This is a genomic window from Thermococcus alcaliphilus, assembly GCF_024054535.1.
GTDB classification, from domain to species: Archaea; Methanobacteriota_B; Thermococci; order Thermococcales; family Thermococcaceae; genus Thermococcus_A; species Thermococcus_A alcaliphilus.
In genome coordinates this window covers 1-18,771 of the sequence record NZ_JAMXLV010000011.1, presented here as the reverse complement: position 1 = coordinate 18,771, position 18,771 = coordinate 1, and the positions used below count along the sequence as shown (strand labels likewise).

The following is an 18,771-nucleotide window of genomic DNA, read 5'->3' as shown; positions in this document are numbered from 1 at the left end:
ATGCTCTTTGTAATCAGAAAGGGAAAAAAGAGCAGTGAGCTTGAAGCATTTTATATTGAAAATGAACCCGAAAAGCTTTCCCAAATCCAGAATTTAAAAGCGGAGAGAATTTTCAGGCTGATAATGAGGGGTAACAGACTTTTCAAGGTTCTGGAAGGAAGCAACTATCAAAATCCAAAAGAGATTGAAAAAATGCTGAAAGCTACGAGAATTGTCTTAACCTCCGATGCCGCAGAATGGGAAGAGTATTTTAGGGTAAGGCTCCAAAACAAGAGGGTTGAGAAAGCAGAGCTGTGCAGACTATGTCTTTTAAATGGGAAAATAACCGTGCTGACAGAAGGAAATAGGATAAAATATCACCATGAATTTATCTGTGAGAACTGTGCCGAGGAAGAACTCAAAAATGAGCTCCGCTACAGGTTTAGGAGCCTTGGAATGCTTGACCAAGCAAAAAAACTTCTTGAGAGATTTAAAGATCTAAATAAAGTTCTGGCTGTCTTTGATCCCCGTTTTGACCCAACAAAAAATCCAGAGGTTACGAAATGGGATGAGCTGGAGCCAAAACATGTTAAGGTTAAGGAACTCTCCGTTGATGAGATAACTATCCCTGAAAAGTTCAAGCAGGTTTTAAAGAGTGAAGGCATCTCCAAACTACTCCCCGTTCAGAGTTTGGCAATTCAGCATGGCCTCCTAAAAGGAGAGAATCTTCTCGTTGTTTCTGCAACGGCAAGTGGAAAAACACTCATTGGGGAATTAGCAGGCATTCCTAAGGCTCTCAAAGGTAAAAAATTCCTCTTTTTAGTTCCCCTTGTGGCTCTGGCAAACCAAAAGTACGAGGACTTCAAGAGGAGGTACTCAAAGCTTGGCCTTAAAGTTGCCATAAGAGTGGGAATGAGCAGGATAAAGACCAAAGATGAGCTCGTTGTCGTTGACACCGGCATAGATGCGGATATAATCGTTGGAACCTACGAGGGAATTGACTACTTATTGAGAGCTGGAAGGAAAATAGGGAATGTCGGAACAATAGTCATAGATGAGATTCATATGCTTGACGACGAAGAAAGGGGAGCGAGGCTTGATGGCCTTATTGCGAGGCTTAGAAAGCTCTATCCAAATGCCCAGTTCATAGGGCTGAGTGCAACAATTGGGAATCCTCAAGAGCTTGCGAAAGAGCTTGGGTTGAAGCTTGTTCTTTACGATGAGAGACCGGTTGCACTTGAGAGGCACGTGATAATAGCTAGAAATGAAAGCGAAAAGTGGCGCTACGTGGCTCAGCTGTGCAAAGCCGAAACAATGAGAAAGTCTCCTCAGGGTTTTAAGGGACAGACCATAGTGTTCACATTCTCAAGAAAGAGGTGTCACGAACTTGCGGCGTTTTTAACGAGCAGAGGTTTGAAGGCAAAGCCCTACCACAGCGGTTTGCCCTATCACCAAAGGAAGCTCACTGAAATGGAGTTTCAAGCCCAGATGTTGGATGTTGTTGTAACAACCGCTGCCCTAGGAGCGGGAGTTGATTTTCCAGCCTCTCAAGTAATCTTCGAAAGCCTCGCAATGGGCAACAAATGGCTTACCGTTAGAGAGTTCCACCAAATGCTTGGAAGGGCTGGTAGGCCTTTGTATCATGAAAAGGGTAAGGTTTATCTTATAGTAGAGCCCGGTAGAAAGTATTCTGCTCAGATGGAAGGAAGTGAAGATGAGGTGGCGTTTAAGCTTTTGACTGCACCAATTGAACCTGTTCACGTTGAATGGAGTGATGAGCTGGAGCAGGATCAGGTTCTGGCTCATTCTTGTGTTTTCTCTTACCTTGACGATATCGAGGAGGTGCAGTCTCTCTGCCTCGGAGCAAATCAAAATGCCGAGAAAGTTCTTGAAAAGCTTGAAGAATTCGACTTTGTAAAACTGAGGGGTAAGATCGTAAACGTTACCCCATACGGAAGGGCTGTAAGCATGAGCTTTCTCCTTCCAAAGGAGGCTCAGTTTATAAGGGAAAGCCTCTTCAAGAGACACCCAAGGGAGATAGCAATTAAGCTTCTGCCATTTGAGAACGTTTATCTCACTGGAACGCTCCAGAGAGAGCTTGAAAGTGCCGTGAGAGGAAGACTGAGCAGCAACATTTTTTCCCCAAGCTTTGCCTCTATTCTAGAGGAGCTCGAAAAAGTTCTGCCGGAGGTCAGTCCAAACGTGCAGGACAAGCTGTTTCTGATTTACCAAGATTTCTTTATGTGCGAGGAAGAAGAATGTACGGAATATGCCATGGAGCGGGTTTCATACACAATAATCGAGCTCAGAAGACAAGGAAAGCATCCAACACAGATTGCAGACTACTTCAGAAGGCAGTACTCCCTTGTGCTCTATCCTGGGGATATCTTTACATGGCTTGATGGCATAATCAGGAAGCTTGAGGCAATCGAAAGGATAGCCAAGGTATTTAGAGCAAAAGATGCAGAGTTTGAGGCAAGAACTCTGAGAAGGGAACTGGAGGAAGGAAGAAAGCTAAGAAATGAGTGATTAAAAATTGAAGAACTAAGGCAATCCTGTGCTTGTTGTCAAATTTTGGAAGAGTTCTTTAACTGGTTTTCCTGAGTTCTTTTCTAATATTGCTACAAAATCGTTTAAATCTCCTTCTTTGAGTCTGTATTTTTCAAAGAACTCTCTAAGAGACTGGAAAAATATCTCCCTGCTTGTGTGTTCTTCAAGCTTTTCGAGAACCAGGGCTCCCTTATACGCATCAACAACATAGTAGAGGTTAATGTCTGTTCTCCATACTTTCCACATGGGAAAACTTATGTTGTGAAGACAGTGTGATTGTTATTCCACTGTTATTTTTATTCCTTCTGTGGTGTATTCTTTATTCTCATTCACCATCCATTCATTTGGGTCAAGGATTATCTTTAGGGGCTTATCATTTAGTTCAAAACTTACTCTGGCTTTCCCTTTAATCCAGACTTTTTTAACGAGCTTTTCTTTTGAAGTTATCACCTCAACCTCGAGGGGCATTGTAAAATTATTTTTATCTATAACCTCAAAGGTTAAAAGATACTTCCCATTCTTCTCTTCTAAACTTAGGCTTCTTACATCATAATCCGGCACTTTTGAAGAGTAAAACCATTCTTTGAAGAACCAATCTAAATCTTGTCCACTGACTTTTTCGAAAACATTTTGAACATCCGTTAAATTGCATTCTTTACCATGACACTCTCTCAAAAGCTCTCTTAAGCCATTAAAGAAAGTCTCGTTACCAAGAACAAACTGCAGAGAACGGAAAACAAAGGCACCTTTATAGTACAGAGCATTTTGGTAGTCAGGTACATTTTTCGTTATTTCTGCTAAAGGCACTTTTCCACTGTTTAATGCTTTATTCTCTGCAAAGGGATATGTATCCTCCCCGAATTTGTTCTCAACATAAAGGTCAGAAAATGTTGCAAGTGCTTCATCAAGCAACCCAAAGTTCGCATAACCTCCAAACCAAGAATGAGCAAGTTCATGGGCTATTAGTCTCTTATTTAGCCTATCAATTAGTCTTCCTCTTGCGCTCCATCTCCCAACAATTATCCCATTTATAAACCCATTCCCATTGGCTTCTCCACTATTCCAGTTTATTATATAGTACTCTTTTGAGGGAAGTATGGAGTAAGTAGAGACGTATGTTGAAATAACTTTTTTACTCCAGTTAAGGACTTCCTGAGGAGAAATTTCAAAAGGCTCATCTGAGGGGTAATATATCTTTATTTTTGTTCCATTCATTGCACTACCTTCAATCTCTCCGAACCTTCCAGCAAATAACAGAAATTGATTATCTTGAGGTGTTGGTACAATTTTCTCTTTTCCAACAATCAGGGAGGTTAAAGTTTGATTTACAAGCAGAAATGCTTTTGTATCTTCCCACGGAGCCTTAAAGAGTAAAAATGAAACTTCCCCGCTAGTTGCTGCAGAATTTATCCCTATAAAAGTCAGACCAAGAGGTAATGCAACTTTTTCATTCCCAAAAAACTTATAGGAAGGGTCATTAAAAGGCACATTGCTATTTTGATCGATAAGTTTAAAGGAGTAGGCAAAGATTAAACTTCCATTTTCTGAGAGAGGATTAAATAAAAGCAGACATCTCTCCTTGTAACAAAAGATCTCTCTAGGTTCAATGTGTGAGTAATAAATTGGGTGGAAATGAATCTTGTCTGGTATATGAACCTCGATCCAGATTGGTTTGCTGGAGGTTAACCCTCTAAAAGAAATTCGCTCGATCATGGTCCCTTTAAAACCTAAAACTGCTTTTTCAATGGAAAAATTGAAAAGGACTGAAATGTTGTAATTGGAATAATTATATTTAGACACAGTTTGAGTTTTTAGCATACTGTATTCCATCTGTGAGGACAGTATTTTAGCATCTAAATTTAGAGATTCGTTTATTGAATTCGATTCTGCAATAATTAATACAAGAAGAAAAAGCATTATAATACCTAAAACCACAAAAAAGGTTCTAACCTTTAGGAACTTCATAAAAGTTAATCCCCTCCACTTTAGTTAAATATTTTTTGATTAACAAAGCCCATCGCAGTTATTCCCCCCACTTGGTTCAAACCCATTTAATTCCAATATCTCAAACTCCATCCTCTGTTCACCGCCGCCAAGTTTTTCATCTATATTTTCGGTGAAACAATAAATAAGTTTTACTGTAACTGATTTATAAACTCGTGAAACTTTTTTATAAATATTATGAAACTATCTACAAAGAAAAAAAGAGCAATGCTTATAAGTAATTTCATCAAAGGAATTAAGGGAGCAAAATGATTGAGTCCGTCAACTTAACTAAATATTATCCACCCCCAATAAAATCACTCTTTGACCTGAAGAGTTTGAGAGACTTTCTTGGAAAGCCTAGAGAAAAAATCCCAGCTTTGATTGATTTAAATTTCAGAGTTAGAGAGGGTGAGATTTTTGGTCTTTTGGGTCCTAATGGTGCTGGAAAGACAACTTTTTGTAAGATTGCCAATGCTCTCGTAATCCCCACGAGGGGGAATCTTTATATTAACGGGTACGATTCGGTAAAGGAGCATGATAAAATCAAGGGCAAAATTTTCACGATTTTTGGTGGTGAGAGAGATTTATTCGGGCTCTTTCAATGGCGTGTAAGGGTGGAGAAGAACTTGAGATTTATTGCAGAACTCTGAGGAATTCCCAAAGTTGAAGCTGAAAAGAGGATTAACTATGCTTTGGAACTTTTAAATCTCAAAGATAAGAAAAACGAGTGGTATCAAAAACTCTCTGCTGGGATGAGGCAAAAGGTTTACCTAGCCTTATCTTTGATAATTCAGCCTGAAGTTCTCATTTTAGATGAGCCAACGGTTTATTTGGATGTGTTCACTAAGAGGGAAATATGGGATGCTATTTTAGAACTCTCCAAGGAATTCGGGACAACAATAATACTAACAACACACAACTTGAACGAGACTGAAGCTCTATGTGATAGGGTTCTCTTTTTCAATAAGCGGAAAATCGCCGAAGGCAAACCAAAAGAACTCATCGAAAAATTCCAAGCTTTAAAAGCGGAGAGAAAACTTATAATTAAAGTTACGGGAGATGTTAAAACTAAGGATTTTGACGGAATCGCAGAAAGGATTAACGTTTATATCCAAAACGGTTTAACTTACTTGGAACTCTACATTAAACGAAATAATCTGAAGGACATTTTCTCTGTTCTAACAAATTATAATGTCGTTGATATTCAAAACGAGACAGTAACCCTCGAAGACGTATTTACCCATATATGCTCATTTGATTCCTGTGTTAACTCAAAAGTTGAGGAGAAAAGTTAAGAAAAGACTAACCAATTTGTAAAATCATCTGGGCTGGATCCCTTATAGCTGGACCCAGTCCAAGTATGTAAACTGCCAAATACCAAAATCTCCTCTCTTCCTCGTCGGGCACCAAATATTTTAGACCATAATAAACCGCTATAAGGATAAGCACTATCCATGGATAATACACAAAAGCTCCGAACTTTTGAACGAGAATGTTCTCAATCCAGTGAACCTCCCGGTAGCCGTAGTAGTGGATAGCCACAACTGTGGATCCTATGTCAAAGATATGGGCAAAAACAGGGAACAAATAGAGCTTTTCAAAAGGTCTGAATTTGTAATAGACCAAAATTGGCAGGAGAAATATTAGTGTATAGAATATCGTCAGCTCATATGGTCTCCAGCTCTTAACGTTTGTGATCAATAGATAGTTGGCATACAAAGCTAAAACCGTTCCCCATGCTACCGTAATTTTTGGGTACGTTTTTAGCCTTGAGTCCGCGAGAATAGCGGGTAAAATCAACAAGAATGCCGTGAAAAATATTCCCGGAGTCAAAATAAGGGGATGGGGCTTCAAAACTCCTCCATCGACAAGGGCTCTAACGGTTGCACCGAACACAACCATCGGAGTAACGGCATAGAAAAGCTTTTCATCAACCTTTATTTTGAGAGGCTTTATTATCCACCTGTACGTGTAAATAATTGCTAATCCCAGAATGACTGCATAAACAAGGGTGTTGTATGGATTGTAGCCCTCTCTTGTGTACATAGGTCTTATGAAGTACTCCCATATAAACTTCTCTACTGATTCCATCTCACATCCCCAGAAGGCTTTTCTTTGCTTCCTTAAAGCTTTTTCTCATTCAAAATGAAAAGTTTAAATAAAAATGAAAGATAATAATTTCCGAGGTGATTGAAATGCCGATGGGACCTCCGTTTGTTCCTGGACTTATGGCAGCCATGGGACTCATGGCAGTGTTGGTGATCTTAATAGCCCTAATAATTGCAGGATTTTTCCTGATGCTCGGAGCGAAGTTTGCAGGGATAGAGGAAGCAACTCTCGGAAAGTCCATGATAGCTGTCGTTGGTGGTGGAATCCTAGCTCTGCTTATAGGCTGGATACCGGTCATAGGATGGATATTAGGGATAATAGCATACATCTGGGTCATAAAAACGGTCTTCAATACAGACTGGATAAAAGCAACAATAGCATGGCTAATGACAATTATTGTAGAGATACTAGTGGTGTTTGTTTTTGCATTAATCTTGGGTATAGGTGCCGCTCTATTTTGATTTTTAAATTTTAAAAAAGAAGAGGAAAATCAGTTGTTTTCTCTTTTTCTATATTCATACGCTATGTTGCCGTCAATTATCGTATAAACGTCCTCTTCGCCATCCTTGTAATGAAGGATTGGCTTGTCTAAGAGATCAAAGGCTTTCTTCAAGTCTTCTTTCGTGGCCAGAATTACCCTTTTCTCCACATGAATTGGGGCTCCCTCCGTTATGTAAGGAGATAAGTCCTTAAATTCGTTCTTGGGCCTTTGGGCTCTTATCGTGTAAACTCCGCCCAATAGAGGAGTTAAGAACAGCAAAGCCAATATAGGAGCCACTTTCTTTGCAGTATCTGCGTAGAAAGGCAAGCCAGCAATCGTTACTACAGTTTTCTTCGCTCCTTTTTCTACCACCGTTTTCTGCATGCTTTCTTTTTCGTTGGTGAAGTAGTAAAGGCCAGCGCTTGAGTCCTTAACTAAATACGAGCTATGTTCAAAGCTCTCAGTTATTTCCCTTCCGTAAACACTTCCCTTAACGTTAACTCTAGTAACAAACATTATGTTTCGGTTTAACCTCTTCAAGCCGAGCTGCTCCATTATCTCATTTGTCCTGTTTGCGAGTTTGGTCAGATTAAGCTCGTACTGTACAGCAAATTTACCATCCTTCAGCTCCCCAGACTTTTCAAAAAGCTTTTCCTCCCACAGAACTACTACTTCACTACCTTTGTTCACTGTATATTGCACTATTCCCTGAGTGTTGTAAGTTCCCCTTATTGAAGTCATTGGAGTAAAGCGATAACTATATGTCACTACAAAGCTCTCTACTAGGGGAATGGGATATTCTTCCCTACTGAGCCTTTCTCCATAAAGCGTGTTGTTCTTTAACAAAGCCACATGAACTAGCTCTCCCTTTTGAGTGTATTTGCCAAGTGTCTGCTGTGTGGTTACAACAGAGCTAACTCCCATCAGCTTTATTGAATAGAATCCAAAAAACAAGAAGAGAACTAGCGACACTGCAAGAACTTCCCTTCTAGTTACCAGTTTTTTCAGTTTTTCTTTTATATTATCTCTATCCATACAAATTTCCTCCCAATAAATCAACCTCTCCCATGAGAGTTTCCATTCTCCTCATCGTCTTCACAATCAACGTTCGCCTCTACTGTGAGCTTGTTGCTAACTATTCCATACCCAACTATCTCTGCACCTTCGTTTAGGTCGTAGGTGTCACAACTTGTAAACGCATAGAATTTCCCTGAAGGACTTAATCTTGTTGCTATTGTCACATTTAGGTGTGCGCTCTCTCCTGCCCCCAGTTCAACGTCCCATTCAAGTTTTGTTGCAGGTGATTGTCCACCCCCTGCTGGAGCATACGTAGCATTCCCTGCGCTTTCCGACACAGAAAGTACATCAAATTCCGCTGGTATTGTATCTTTTATAGTCAAGTTCCTCGGCGTTCCTGAATTGTTAACCTCTATCTGGAACACCCATTCTTGATAGGTCTTCAACGGAATGTTAGTTGTGTTGCCACTCAAGAGGATCTTCCTTATCTTCGGTCCGCTCAGGATTATCACCTTTATCGGGCAGGTTTCTACTACAGCGTCTCCGCCGTCCCAAGTGGCATAGAGGGTTATGGGAACTTCATAAGTTCCCGGGTCTGCATTCCCAACACTGATGTTGCCCCAGAAGGTGTAGTAGTCCTGAGAAGCAATTGGTTTTGTTATGCCATCCTCACTCTCTATCCACATCTCCGCTCCACTTGGAAGGTTAGAGTAATCCGGATCCAGCCAGATATCAACCGTTTCGAGTTCGTTTAAGTAGTTGCCAACGGTTAGTGCATCAAAAGTAAGTTCGCTGTTCTGGTCAACTATTACCGTTGCTGCATAGCCATCGTAACACGTAAAGCTCAGATACTCTTCATCGTGATCGACAACCGCAACTTTCACTTCCCTTTCTGCATTAAAGTATACAAAAGTCCCGCTTGAACCAATGACTATCAGTGATGAGAGAAGCAACAAAAGTATAACTGGGATAAGTTTTCTCATCTTCCAAACACCTCCATTTTGATTTGCCTTAATAAGCTCGATCTCCTATTTCTGATTTTCAAAACATCTTCATTCCCGATTCCTGAAATGAGGTAAAGAACTCCCAGAAAAACTGAAGTCTCAAAGAGTATTGCAAAGACAGGCAACACTGGATTTGCTCTATATAGAAAACCTATAAGCGATTCGGGTAACAGTGGGATGTAGGCGTTTACCCTAACCTTATCCGTGAATAAAGAAGTCTCTTCGGGCGCGTTTATTGTAACTTTAACCGTCTCTTCCTCTTGAGGCCCTAATTCAAGCTGGGTTTTTGATAAGCTTGAAATTCCTCCAGTCTGAGGCTCGAGGTAGTAGATCATTGGATAGAAGTTCCCGTTTTTGATTGTGATTTCTCTCTCAAATGTGGAACCCGGCAAAACCCAGCCTTCTCTCTGCCCCCCTGCGGATGTTACTGCGTACTCTATTGGAAACACTTGCCATGAAACGAAAATCGATGCCGAGAGCATTATTAAGAGAAAGGCCGAAGTTAAGATGTAAAGCGTTTTAAACTTAACTTTAATGAACTTTGCCCTCTTTCTTTTGTGCTTTGATTCTCCGGTAAATGCAAGGGCACCGACGATTATCATCAAAGCAGCGAGGAGCATTTTGTTTCTTCCAGAGATTCCCTTTTGAATGTATGTACCTAATTGAGGGATTTTAAGGGGGGAATTACCAATAGTAACGACTTTTCCCGCTATTTTATCTTTTGAAACTGGACTTGCTCTCCCTTCTTGCTGATCAGTCGCAACGTTGTTGTCGCCTTTGGTAATGTAGCCATCTTCAACAATAGCCACAACTCTGTGCACAGTCCAGCTACCCCTTAAGTTGAAAACAATTATATCTCCTACATCGGCGCTCCTTGAAATGGGATTTATGAAAAACAAATCCCCCCTATTCAAAGTAGGGGTCATGCTATCAGAGGAAACATAAGACATGAAAACAGGCCTATCAAGAAGAGCCCCAACGATAGACCCGACAACAAACACGGAAACCGCGAGAATCAGAAAGTATTCAAGGAGCTTCTTCATTCGCAAGAACCTCCAAATGCCTGTATTGTAATGTTTTGGTTGTAATCTCCCAAGGATAAGCCGGTGGTATCAAACCGCATTCCAACTTGAACACTCTGGTTTGCGGGAACTTCAAACTCTATACTCTGACTCCAGGTGCCTGTGTAGGGGCTTACAAAAAGGCCAACAACTTGCGTTGGCGAGCTTATAGTCACACATATAACAGATTCCCCGGTTTCAGTTTCGTTGTTGTATATCTCAAAAACGTCGTTGAAGATGTAAACAGTATCGGGTGAAAGACCTTCCCCAAAGCCCGGATAAAGGGGGCTCTGGTTGCTTATGTCAATCTTCAAGTGACCATTGCTTAGATAAGCGTAAGGTGGAAGGGGGTTTTCCATAGGAACTGAAACGTTATCATCAACAGCAAGAACAACTGGAATCGGTCTCACAACAAAAATACCCCACGCAAAGAAGGTTATGACCAACATAATCGGCAGAACAGTTAATTTGATTAGTTTTCTCACTTTTCTCTCCCCCTAAAATTTAGATAAAAGGAGCAAAGGCTCCAAGATGGAAAGGGTAATCAACCTAGACTAACTCCTAAACCTAAATAATTACTAAATAATTATGGGACATTCACCATTCTCTGCTGTAACTTTAATATTTCCGTCAATGCTTTGTCCCTCTACCAAGCCACTACTATCAAGTACCATTCCAACTTTTACGGCTTCTCCGTGAGGTACTGTAAATTTCAAACTTGTTTGTCCTGCACCTTCAACATAGTCACCCGTAAAGAACAATATTCCTCCATCTCCATCGTAAGTGATCTCGACACAGATGTCTACGTTTTCCCAAAGGTGGTTGCTAACTTCAAAGACTTCTTCGAAGACATAAATGCTGTCTGGGCTTACACCAGTCCCATATTGCATCTCAGCCCAAGTTGAGTTGTAATTCGGGTTTGAAGTATGGCCTGGCCAGTTGGTGTTTGCTATTGATAGCTGTAGAACCATTTCACCGTTACTGTTAATGTAGGCATAGGGTTGCAAAGGATTCAAGTCTATGAGTTCATTATCATCTGGAACTACGGTGACAGTAACATTTCTTGTGGCCTCAAAGTAAGCAAAGTTTGCACTACTTGCACTGACCGCTATGACTATTCCTGCAATCAAAATTAAGATTCCTAGTATTTTTCTCATTGTGGTGCACCTCCTATGTTAGGGCACGGGTAGTCTTCTTCAGGCCATGCGTACACGGTTATAGTGGAGTTGTACGTTCCTAGAGCTCCTCCAGCAAACTCCATTGAAATACCGAGCTCGGTTCCAGGCTCTAACACAAAGCATATGTCGGTTATTGCCTCATCCGATTCACTTGGGGTTTCTCCGGTAGTTGTACCAAATACCACTCCACCTACTACTTTATCATTATCAGGGTGGAAGAACGCTACGTTATCACTGCTTGAGATTATTCTCACGGTAATGTTCTTGTTCTCCCAAAGGTGGTTGCTCACGTAGAAAACATGGTCAAAGTTGTAGTTTGAGCCAACACTGATACCAATTCCCATTTCCTCTGTCCAATTAGGGTCGTAATACTCTGAATCTGGGTTCCCCGGCCAGTTTGGATTATTCTTTGATATTTCAATTACTAGCTTGCCATCGTCATCGATATATGCATACGGCTGCCCTGGGCGTAAGTCAATAAGCTCGTTGTCATCTGCTACTACGCTAATGTGAGTACTTCTTGAAACCTCGAAGTCTCTGAACGTTGCACTAGTGCCAAGGGCCATTGCGAAGGCCACTAACAGGCCTAACATTCCAAGTGCTAAAACTTTCTTCAAATCTTTCGCCTCCAATTTTTTCGAAGGGTGCCCCATTGACATGAGGCACTCATTGTTCCCTTACCTCTTTGAGTATATAGTTAATTCCGACTTACCATCGGGTAATCTGTCGTTACTTTATAAACTCCATGTACTTTATTGGTCACTGGATCTACTGATAACCCTGTAAGTCTTGAAGTGCTGAATGATTGACAAAGTAAAGTATATCGCTGAGATTATCACAAGGGGTATGTTGTTGAGCCACACACCTAAGAGAGCAAAGAGGACAGAAACTCCTGAGTAAAAGGTGCTCCAGCTTACGTCGTGCTTTGAAACCACTTCCATGTAAACGTCGACATCTTCCGGAACCTTAAGCAAGGTCACTGTGTTGTGGTCAAATTTTATTATCCCTGCTCTTTCCATTTTCGGGATATGGGTTTGGAGCAGACTTACATAGACACTCTTTCTGTGCTTTCTATCGTTTTGTCCTTCGTTTTCAGCTATAAAATCCACAATCTCCCTTAATTCGGCCTTCCCATTATTGTTCTGGAGGAACCTTAGGAGAAGCAATCTCCTGTCATTCCCTAGAATCATTGAGGAGGGGCTCATCGTGTCATTTTCTCCATTTACTCCAGCCCCTCTTGGGATACTGCTCATTACCTCACCAGCCGATAGTGTCTTCTGTGGTTTCCATTTCTATAAAAGAACTCAACTTTTCCGGCTTGTGATAGGTCTCTTAAAGTTCTTTCGACCTTCTGCCTAGTACATTCAACACCCCTCTCATTGAGAAAGCGGGTTAGGAACGAAACCGTTAGCTCTCCTTTTTCCTTAAGAAGCTGAAGGATCTCTTTTTCAATGTTAACATTCATTTCTTCCACAATATCATCTCCTGACGAATGTTAAGTTAAACAGATTGATTTAAAAACAGTTCAAATTACAACAACCGCTTAGAACTTGTAGGTGCTAGTAATATATAAACGTTTGGGAAAAGTTCGATTTTCAATTTTTTTAAAATTTCATCCTTTAAAACAGTCTGCACAGTTTTATATAGTTTTAAAAATACGGAAAGGGAGATAGTAGGGTTTAATAAATTTTGGAAAGAATTTAATAATCATATAATATTTTGAGATTTTTTCATTTTATTGGATTTTATACACTTCCTTTCAATCAAAATGCCATAATGAATCCATTTTTAGCTATACTCTCAACTTACTCTAAAGGAACTTAACAAAAAGAGTTGGAAAATATCCAGTAGTTCTAACTCCGGTTCATTCAAAAAATATAAATATTAGGACGTCAAAGTTTTATTGATGTCGATGTTCTTCAGGCCGAGTGATACCCCAAAGAATATCATTGAGATGCTCGAAGAGCTTACCCCGTTAGTTGGTGGGTTAGAAAACAGCAGCATGGCAGGAGTTATAACCACCGATGCCTTTGCCCAAACCCTGATCCAATACTCTTCAATTGCAAACGCCCTAAATTTGGAAATTCCAACCTACTATCTTGAGCCCACCAACGGGTTTTCACTAAAGATGCTCAGCAAGTTCTCAGAGAAAAGTGAGAACATCTTAATGGGCAAGGTTTACACCCTAGGGGAGCTTCTGGATGCACTTGAGATGGTTCATGATGACTCCTTTGTCTTTGTCTCGAACTTTGGGATTCTTGAAGAGATAGATAAAAAGGGCATGCTGGAATTGAGAAAAATCGTCGATAGGAAGGGCATATTTCTAATACTCTCCCACAATGCCCTTGAGATAAACGAACTTAATTTGATATCCGAGTTTAGGAGGCTCTTCTTCATCCCTGAGCTTTTTGAACATCTTTTGGTCATGAGGATCAGCGGCTATAGGGGGCACTATAGGTTAAATCTAACAGTCCTTAAAGCTCCCCCAGAGTTTGTAAAAAACACGGGAGAGCATAGCATACCCATAGACTCAAAGATAAAGCTGATTTTAGAATAGTTTAACGTACCCAACCCCAAGAAAGTATCTCGCATAAACTGCGAGGAAGAATAGGGCAAAAGTTATTCCGAGCGCTATGTAGTCCTTTACCTCCATCTTGATGTTATGGAGAAAAGTCCTTCTTTTGCTTGCTCCAAATGCCCTGCTTTCCAAGGCTATGCTGAGCTCGTGGGCGGTTTTTATTGATGCGACTATCAGAGGGATTAAAATGGGAACCGTATTTTTAGCCCTCTGGATGAAGTTGCCCCTTTCAAGCTCAAGTCCTCTTGACTTTTGAGCATCCATTATCGTCTGAGCTAGCATGTAGAGAGTTGGGATGTATCTAAGGGCTATGGTCAAGGTAAGGCCAATTTCATAGGGCATTCCCATTTTAATGAAGCCAAGGATAAGATCCCTTTGGGGCGTTGTCATTATCAGACCCAAAGTAAGCAGGGCAACTGAAAGGAGCCTTATTCCATAGCCAAAACCTATAAAGAGACCAAAATACCACGGCTTTAGAATAAACGGCCATATAATCATTGCAACTATGGAGATCGGGATTAGTGGTTTGAGAACGTTAAAGATTTCTCTAATGGTTATCTTGCCTAGGATGCCAAGGGTAAGGACTATCAGGAGGAAAAGGAGGGTTAGAAGTATAGGAGAGTTAAAGAGGATTAAAGCTATTATGCCAAAAAGAGAGCCAATTATCTTCACCCTCGGATCAAGACGGTGAAGGAGGGAGTCCCTTTCAAGGTATAACGTGTACATCATGTTCTCATCTCCAAGACTTTTACAAACTCCTCAACACTCCTGAAGAATCCCAAACCTATCTCCTCACTTATTGTGAGAAGCCTTGGCCTGTCTAAGTCGTATTTTCTTAAATCAAGCTCGAAAAACTCTTTAACGTCCCCATCAAAAACCTTTTTTCCTTGGTATAGAAGTACAACCCTCTCTGCCAGCTCAAGAACCAAATCCATTTCATGGGTTATTAGGAGTATCCCATGGCCTTCTCTGTAAAGTTTTCTGATTATCTTCTTTATGCTTTCGGCATTTTTTTCATCTAGTCCTGTTGTGGGTTCGTCGAGGATTAGGTATTTGGGCTTCATAGCCAAAATGCATGCTATTGCTAAGCGCTGCTTTTCCCCACCACTGAGAGAATAAGGTGAGCGATCCTCATAGCCCTCGAGATTAACCTCTCTTAACGCCCATTTGACCCTCTCCTCAATCTCCTCCTCTGAGAGACCGAGATTTTTAGGACCAAAGGCAACCTCTCTAAATACGTTCTCCTCAAAAAACATGTGCTCTGGATTCTGAAAAACGTAGCCAACAACTCTCGCAAGCTCGGCAACGCTGTGTTTTCTCGTGTCCATGCCATCCACTATAACTTCACCTTTTGTCGGCTTCAAAAGTCCATTCAAATGCTTTGCAAGAGTTGTTTTCCCAGAACCATTAGGGCCAACTAGGGCTATAATCTCGTTTCCGAAAGTTAGACTAACTCCCCTAAGGGCTTCTTTCTTCCCCTCGTAGATATGCCACAGATCCCTTACCTCTATCATCTTTCAAGAGTTTGAGGTGATGCTTTAAAAAATTGCCTCTGCATAAAATTTTAAAGCTAGTAGAAGTTTCATAAGTGGGTGGTAAAATGAAGGCCAAGGAAGTATCTTACGTAGCACTCTTTGCGGCTTTAACGGCAATTGGGGCTCAAATAGCGATTCCAATTGGTACTGTGCCAATAACGCTTCAAATTCTATTTGTTTTGTTAAGTGGTTTAATCCTGGGAGCAAAACTGGGGTTCCTAAGTCAGCTAGTGTATCTCTTTATGGGTGCTATAGGACTTCCCGTTTTTGCGAACTTCAGTGGAGGTTTTGGACATATATACGGCCCTACTGGTGGCTATCTCCTATCGTTCCCAATTGCAGCGTTTTTAGCAGGATTGATAAGCGAAAGAGGGAGAAGAATAAAGGACTATACCATAGGCTCTGCGATAGGGATTCTAGCAATCTACTTGCTGGGCTGGTTGAGATTGGGGCTTTTTATGGGAGGAGATTTTGAAAAGGCCTTTTTGCTGGGGGTTGCCCCCTTTATTCCAATAGATGCCCTAAAAGGAGGGCTTGCTGTTCTAATTGCCGATAGGGTTCATAAAACCATTAAAATTTAGAGCCCCTTTCTAATATTTTCTTCCACAAATTTAATGTCAAGGGAATTCTTTACTCTAAAGAAGCTCAGCGAAACCTTTGGATTTCTCTTGATAAGCTCCTCTATACTTACCTTTTCGTAGTCAATGTGCTTTGCGATGCAACTTAGTCTTCTCTCGTTTTCGCTTAAGCACGTCTCAATGGCTTTTCTTAGCGCTCTTGCATTGTAGAAAGCGTGGGTAATTTCAAGGCTCCCATCTGCCCACACTGGGATTAAAGCATCGGCATATGATTCGTAAAATAGCGTTGAAAGATAATTCACCAAAAACGGCATCACCAAGGGCATGTTGCCCTCTACAAAGAAGATATCTCCCGAAAAGGGCAACGCTTTGTGAAGGGCTTCAAGCTTGTTTCTTGCACTCACACCGATAGGATTCGAAACATGGAGTGAGAACTTTTTTAGTTTGTCTTTTCTGACTACTGTAAAGACCTTATCAATTCTCTTTGTGTTTAAAAGCCTTTTCTCTACTATCTTTACCATAGGCTCTTCAAGTATTGGAGTCAGATAGCTCTCCCACTTCCTTTCCGGAAAGGCAAGTATATATGCCTGCATGGGTAGAGGTAAGGCGGGAGGTTTAAAAGTCTTCTTGGGATAGGTTTATAGTATTGTGATGAGCATTATATATCTGGGGAAGAACATGGAGGAACTCAGCCCAGCCCTTGTTGTGCTATTATTCCTCGAAGATTTTGCGAGGGAAAACCCTTCAATTAGGAAAGGTGCCAAGTATTTCCAGTGGCAGAAGAGATATGACGGTTATGATGTTGCCTATTCCATTGTAGGGGCTACACTAGCTGAACTTGTTCACGAAGGATACATAGAGCTTGAATCCAAGAAGAAATTATTCAGGAAGAGCATTATATTCACCAGAAAGAGGCTGATCCCGAAGAAATACGGAGTCTTGGGAAGAGGGTTAAATTCAATAAGTGAATATACCCCAACAGCGCTTCATTCCGCTCTGTTCCTTGTGTTTCCTGTGTCTAGATTTCCTGCTGCATTCCTAGGGACATATATAATTGAAAAGGAGCTAAAAGATGAAGAACCAGAAAAATTAAGAAGTGACCCAGAAGTTGTGAAGTACAAAGAGAAACTCAAAGCATTACTGGAAGAGTTTAAAGAAGGTAATCCAGAGCTATGGGATGGAATTAAAAAAGAAGTAGACAAGGCATGTCAGCTGGTAAGGGGAAAACAGGGATACACTCTTTACTCCCCTCTAGATATGCTGGAGGAAAGAAAGAATGAAGGTAAAAATTAGGAAAGAACTTTTGGAGTATCTCCTACAACTAGCGAGAGATTTTTATCCCAACGAATTTGGGGGATTTCTAAGAGAAAAGGATGGAATCTTTGAGGAAGTCCTTATAATTCCAAAGGGCTACTTCGGGAAAAGCTCCGTTTATTTCGACACATGGCTATTGCCCCACGATGAAAACATAAAGGGAACAGTTCACTCGCATCCAGTTCCTTCCTCAAGGCCTTCTCGAGCAGACGTGAGCTTTTTCTCCAAATTCGGAGGAGTTCATATAATAATTGCGTATCCTTTCAAGGAAGAGAGCGTAAAAGCCTATAACAGCGAAGGGAGAGAAATCGAAATAGAGATAATTGAGTGACGTTAGAATTCATATGAAAATTTTTATAAATGCTAATTTTCTTAAATACTGTGGTGACTCTCCATGAAGGTTAGGGAACTTCTTGAAGGGTTAAACGAAAAGCAGAGAAGAACCGTGCAAAAATGCTTAGCTTCGTGTGAGATACTCGATTTGGAAGAGGAGGTCGAAACTGAGCTTTCCAAGGATTTAATAGAGTTCGTGAAAGTCCTATCAAACCCAATAAGAGCGGGGATACTAAAAATGCTCAAAAACAGATGGATGTGCGTTTGCTTGATAGCAAAGGCATTGAACCAAGATCAGACTCTCATAAGCCATCATCTCAGAACCCTTAAAGGAATGAATCTTCTACACGAGAGAAGGGAAGGAAAGCTTAGATTCTACAGGACAAACCTTGAGGAACTTAAGAAATACGTTGATATGCTGGAAAAGGAGCTTCTTTAAAACTTTATTTTATTTGGTGAGGAGCATGGAACGGCTTCAAAGAGAAGTAGATAGAGTGATAAAAAGTTTTGGCGGATACTGGGAGCCTTTTGAAATGCTTGGTGCGGTTGTTGAAGAGCTCGGAGAGTTATCGAGAGAAATGTTAAAATTTGAGGGGATAAAAAAGGATGAAGGGAACTCTAGAATCGAAGAAGAGCTTGGAGATGTTTTATTCGCCCTTATATGTATTGCTAACTACTACAACATTAATTTAGAAAAAGCTCTTGACAAAACAATTTCAAAATATTCATTTCGAGACAAAGAAAGATGGAGATCTTCTACCTTATAAACTTTAAAATACATAACGTTGATATTGTCAGGATAACTGGGGCATTACCTCCTGAAGCCATTCAGCAAAATCACCAGGCGGACCACCAAACCCAGAATGAATTCTGACAAAATTATACCAGAAGGCAAACAGAAAAACAAACTTATGAACTCTTTTCCAATCCTCACTCCTGAAATTATTCCAAAAACGCTTCGTCCGCTCCTTCAACGTCCTAAACCAGCGCTCAACACTGTTCCTCGGCCCGAAAGTCACATGCAGATAACCCAACCCCAGACTCTTAAAAGCAGACTTATACCAGCTC

The 18,771-nt window shown here is 40.8% G+C and carries 22 protein-coding genes and 2 pseudogenes; 9 read left to right on the top strand and 15 right to left on the bottom strand.

All coding sequences use genetic code 11. From position 1 onward, the window contains the following. Positions 1–2,508, top strand: coding sequence for a DEAD/DEAH box helicase (locus NF859_RS00485; protein ID WP_252742532.1), 2,508 nt, complete (start codon positions 1–3; stop codon positions 2,506–2,508). A 15-nt stretch (positions 2,509–2,523) separates the two neighbouring features. Here NF859_RS00485 and NF859_RS00480 read toward each other — a convergent pair whose 3' ends face one another. Further along, entirely contained in the window at positions 2,524–2,775 is a 252-nt protein-coding gene (locus NF859_RS00480; RefSeq protein ID WP_252742531.1) for a hypothetical protein, read from the bottom strand. 33 nt (positions 2,776–2,808) lie between these two features. Beyond that, positions 2,809–4,494: a M1 family aminopeptidase gene (locus tag NF859_RS00475; protein WP_252742530.1), complete on the bottom strand. Its 1,686-nt coding sequence runs from the start codon at positions 4,492–4,494 to the stop codon at positions 2,809–2,811. Between the two features lie 287 nt (positions 4,495–4,781). Between NF859_RS00475 and NF859_RS10615 the strand changes: the two are divergent. Further along, positions 4,782–5,810, top strand: a pseudogene (locus NF859_RS10615) (ABC transporter ATP-binding protein). A gap of 7 nt (positions 5,811–5,817) precedes the next feature. Here the strand turns inward: NF859_RS10615 and NF859_RS00460 are convergent. Continuing rightward, on the bottom strand, positions 5,818–6,606 hold the full coding sequence (locus NF859_RS00460; RefSeq protein ID WP_252742529.1) for a DUF63 family protein: 789 nt from the start codon (positions 6,604–6,606) through the stop codon (positions 5,818–5,820). Between the two features lie 104 nt (positions 6,607–6,710). On the opposite strand from NF859_RS00460, the gene NF859_RS00455 reads away from it, so the two are divergent. Next, a complete protein-coding gene (locus NF859_RS00455; protein ID WP_252742561.1) occupies positions 6,711–7,085 on the top strand; it encodes a hypothetical protein in 375 nt (124 codons plus the stop codon). 29 nt (positions 7,086–7,114) lie between these two features. Here the strand turns inward: NF859_RS00455 and NF859_RS00450 are convergent, their stop codons facing one another. The 8 genes from NF859_RS00450 to NF859_RS00415 form a co-directional block, all read right to left on the bottom strand. Next, complete coding sequence (locus tag NF859_RS00450) at positions 7,115–8,140, bottom strand: DUF5305 family protein (protein ID WP_252742528.1); 1,026 nt, start codon at positions 8,138–8,140, stop codon at positions 7,115–7,117. Positions 8,141–8,160: 20 nt separating this feature from the next. Next, the gene (locus NF859_RS00445; protein ID WP_252742527.1) at positions 8,161–9,105 is read right to left on the bottom strand and encodes a hypothetical protein; all 945 of its coding nucleotides are present in this window, start codon (positions 9,103–9,105) and stop codon (positions 8,161–8,163) included. Continuing rightward, positions 9,102–10,169 (bottom strand): signal peptidase I, encoded by a 1,068-nt coding sequence (locus tag NF859_RS00440; RefSeq protein ID WP_252742526.1) that lies wholly within the window; start codon positions 10,167–10,169, stop codon positions 9,102–9,104. The genes NF859_RS00445 and NF859_RS00440 overlap by 4 nt, the downstream gene beginning before the upstream one ends. After that, positions 10,166–10,672: a DUF1102 domain-containing protein gene (locus NF859_RS00435; protein WP_252742525.1), complete on the bottom strand. Its 507-nt coding sequence runs from the start codon at positions 10,670–10,672 to the stop codon at positions 10,166–10,168. The genes NF859_RS00440 and NF859_RS00435 overlap by 4 nt, the downstream gene beginning before the upstream one ends. 93 nt (positions 10,673–10,765) lie before the next feature. Further along, positions 10,766–11,344 (bottom strand): DUF1102 domain-containing protein, encoded by a 579-nt coding sequence (locus tag NF859_RS00430; RefSeq protein ID WP_252742524.1) that lies wholly within the window; start codon positions 11,342–11,344, stop codon positions 10,766–10,768. After that, positions 11,341–11,943 (bottom strand): DUF1102 domain-containing protein, encoded by a 603-nt coding sequence (locus NF859_RS00425; RefSeq protein ID WP_353936086.1) that lies wholly within the window; start codon positions 11,941–11,943, stop codon positions 11,341–11,343. Before NF859_RS00425 ends, NF859_RS00430 begins: the two co-directional genes overlap by 4 nt. Positions 11,944–12,117: 174 nt before the next feature. Next, entirely contained in the window at positions 12,118–12,618 is a 501-nt protein-coding gene (locus NF859_RS00420) for a DUF7344 domain-containing protein (RefSeq protein WP_252742522.1), read from the bottom strand. Continuing rightward, positions 12,618–12,830, bottom strand: coding sequence for a hypothetical protein (locus tag NF859_RS00415; protein WP_252742560.1), 213 nt, complete (start codon positions 12,828–12,830; stop codon positions 12,618–12,620). Before NF859_RS00415 ends, NF859_RS00420 begins: the two co-directional genes overlap by 1 nt. Positions 12,831–13,271: 441 nt before the next feature. Between NF859_RS00415 and NF859_RS00410 the strand changes: the two genes are divergently transcribed. Then, positions 13,272–13,922 carry a hypothetical protein gene (locus NF859_RS00410; protein WP_252742521.1) on the top strand — a complete coding sequence of 217 codons (651 nt, stop codon included), beginning with the start codon at positions 13,272–13,274 and terminating at the stop codon, positions 13,920–13,922. Here NF859_RS00410 and NF859_RS00405 read toward each other — a convergent pair. Both NF859_RS00405 and NF859_RS00400 read right to left on the bottom strand, forming a co-directional pair. Continuing rightward, the gene (locus NF859_RS00405; protein WP_252742520.1) at positions 13,914–14,672 is read right to left on the bottom strand and encodes an energy-coupling factor transporter transmembrane component T family protein; all 759 of its coding nucleotides are present in this window, start codon (positions 14,670–14,672) and stop codon (positions 13,914–13,916) included. The two genes, NF859_RS00410 and NF859_RS00405, sit on opposite strands and share 9 nt — an antisense overlap. Then, complete coding sequence (locus NF859_RS00400; protein WP_252742519.1) at positions 14,669–15,457, bottom strand: energy-coupling factor ABC transporter ATP-binding protein; 789 nt, start codon at positions 15,455–15,457, stop codon at positions 14,669–14,671. The genes NF859_RS00405 and NF859_RS00400 overlap by 4 nt, the downstream gene beginning before the upstream one ends. An 86-nt stretch (positions 15,458–15,543) precedes the next feature. On the opposite strand from NF859_RS00400, the gene NF859_RS00395 reads away from it, so the two are divergent. Next, positions 15,544–16,059, top strand: coding sequence for a biotin transporter BioY (locus NF859_RS00395; protein WP_252742518.1), 516 nt, complete (start codon positions 15,544–15,546; stop codon positions 16,057–16,059). Here the strand turns inward: NF859_RS00395 and mobA are convergent. Beyond that, the gene (mobA, locus tag NF859_RS00390; protein WP_252742517.1) at positions 16,056–16,649 is read right to left on the bottom strand and encodes a molybdenum cofactor guanylyltransferase; all 594 of its coding nucleotides are present in this window, start codon (positions 16,647–16,649) and stop codon (positions 16,056–16,058) included. The genes NF859_RS00395 and mobA overlap by 4 nt on opposite strands. 58 nt (positions 16,650–16,707) lie before the next feature. On the opposite strand from mobA, the gene NF859_RS00385 reads away from it, so the two are divergent. From NF859_RS00385 to NF859_RS00370, 4 genes are all read left to right on the top strand, one after another. Next, positions 16,708–17,349, top strand: coding sequence for a hypothetical protein (locus NF859_RS00385; protein WP_252742559.1), 642 nt, complete (start codon positions 16,708–16,710; stop codon positions 17,347–17,349). After that, positions 17,333–17,701: a Mov34/MPN/PAD-1 family protein gene (locus tag NF859_RS00380; protein ID WP_252742516.1), complete on the top strand. Its 369-nt coding sequence runs from the start codon at positions 17,333–17,335 to the stop codon at positions 17,699–17,701. The genes NF859_RS00385 and NF859_RS00380 overlap by 17 nt, the downstream gene beginning before the upstream one ends. Before the next feature lie 63 nt (positions 17,702–17,764). Continuing rightward, positions 17,765–18,142: an ArsR/SmtB family transcription factor gene (locus NF859_RS00375; protein WP_004068631.1), complete on the top strand. Its 378-nt coding sequence runs from the start codon at positions 17,765–17,767 to the stop codon at positions 18,140–18,142. A 25-nt stretch (positions 18,143–18,167) separates the two neighbouring features. Further along, on the top strand, positions 18,168–18,470 hold the full coding sequence (locus NF859_RS00370; protein WP_252742558.1) for a MazG nucleotide pyrophosphohydrolase domain-containing protein: 303 nt from the start codon (positions 18,168–18,170) through the stop codon (positions 18,468–18,470). A 27-nt stretch (positions 18,471–18,497) separates the two neighbouring features. Here the strand turns inward: NF859_RS00370 and NF859_RS00365 are convergent. Continuing rightward, positions 18,498–18,771: pseudogene (locus NF859_RS00365) on the bottom strand (IS6 family transposase); the annotation flags it as partial.

Bases quoted from the DNA above. Each gene is read 5' to 3' on its own strand.
- NF859_RS00485 (WP_252742532.1), top strand. From the start codon at position 1: ATGCTCTTTGTAATCAGAAAGGGAAAAAAGAGCAGTGAGCTTGAAGCA.
- NF859_RS00480 (WP_252742531.1), bottom strand. From the start codon at position 2,775: ATGTGGAAAGTATGGAGAACAGACATTAACCTCTACTATGTTGTTGAT.
- NF859_RS00475 (WP_252742530.1), bottom strand. From the start codon at position 4,494: ATGAAGTTCCTAAAGGTTAGAACCTTTTTTGTGGTTTTAGGTATTATA.
- NF859_RS00460 (WP_252742529.1), bottom strand. From the start codon at position 6,606: ATGGAATCAGTAGAGAAGTTTATATGGGAGTACTTCATAAGACCTATG.
- NF859_RS00455 (WP_252742561.1), top strand. From the start codon at position 6,711: ATGCCGATGGGACCTCCGTTTGTTCCTGGACTTATGGCAGCCATGGGA.
- NF859_RS00450 (WP_252742528.1), bottom strand. From the start codon at position 8,140: ATGGATAGAGATAATATAAAAGAAAAACTGAAAAAACTGGTAACTAGA.
- NF859_RS00445 (WP_252742527.1), bottom strand. From the start codon at position 9,105: ATGAGAAAACTTATCCCAGTTATACTTTTGTTGCTTCTCTCATCACTG.
- NF859_RS00440 (WP_252742526.1), bottom strand. From the start codon at position 10,169: ATGAAGAAGCTCCTTGAATACTTTCTGATTCTCGCGGTTTCCGTGTTT.
- NF859_RS00430 (WP_252742524.1), bottom strand. From the start codon at position 11,344: ATGAGAAAAATACTAGGAATCTTAATTTTGATTGCAGGAATAGTCATA.
- NF859_RS00420 (WP_252742522.1), bottom strand. From the start codon at position 12,618: ATGAGCAGTATCCCAAGAGGGGCTGGAGTAAATGGAGAAAATGACACG.
- NF859_RS00415 (WP_252742560.1), bottom strand. From the start codon at position 12,830: ATGAATGTTAACATTGAAAAAGAGATCCTTCAGCTTCTTAAGGAAAAA.
- NF859_RS00410 (WP_252742521.1), top strand. From the start codon at position 13,272: ATGTCGATGTTCTTCAGGCCGAGTGATACCCCAAAGAATATCATTGAG.
- NF859_RS00405 (WP_252742520.1), bottom strand. From the start codon at position 14,672: ATGATGTACACGTTATACCTTGAAAGGGACTCCCTCCTTCACCGTCTT.
- NF859_RS00400 (WP_252742519.1), bottom strand. From the start codon at position 15,457: ATGATAGAGGTAAGGGATCTGTGGCATATCTACGAGGGGAAGAAAGAA.
- NF859_RS00395 (WP_252742518.1), top strand. From the start codon at position 15,544: ATGAAGGCCAAGGAAGTATCTTACGTAGCACTCTTTGCGGCTTTAACG.
- mobA (WP_252742517.1), bottom strand. From the start codon at position 16,649: ATGCAGGCATATATACTTGCCTTTCCGGAAAGGAAGTGGGAGAGCTAT.
- NF859_RS00385 (WP_252742559.1), top strand. From the start codon at position 16,708: ATGAGCATTATATATCTGGGGAAGAACATGGAGGAACTCAGCCCAGCC.
- NF859_RS00380 (WP_252742516.1), top strand. From the start codon at position 17,333: ATGAAGGTAAAAATTAGGAAAGAACTTTTGGAGTATCTCCTACAACTA.
- NF859_RS00375 (WP_004068631.1), top strand. From the start codon at position 17,765: ATGAAGGTTAGGGAACTTCTTGAAGGGTTAAACGAAAAGCAGAGAAGA.
- NF859_RS00370 (WP_252742558.1), top strand. From the start codon at position 18,168: ATGGAACGGCTTCAAAGAGAAGTAGATAGAGTGATAAAAAGTTTTGGC.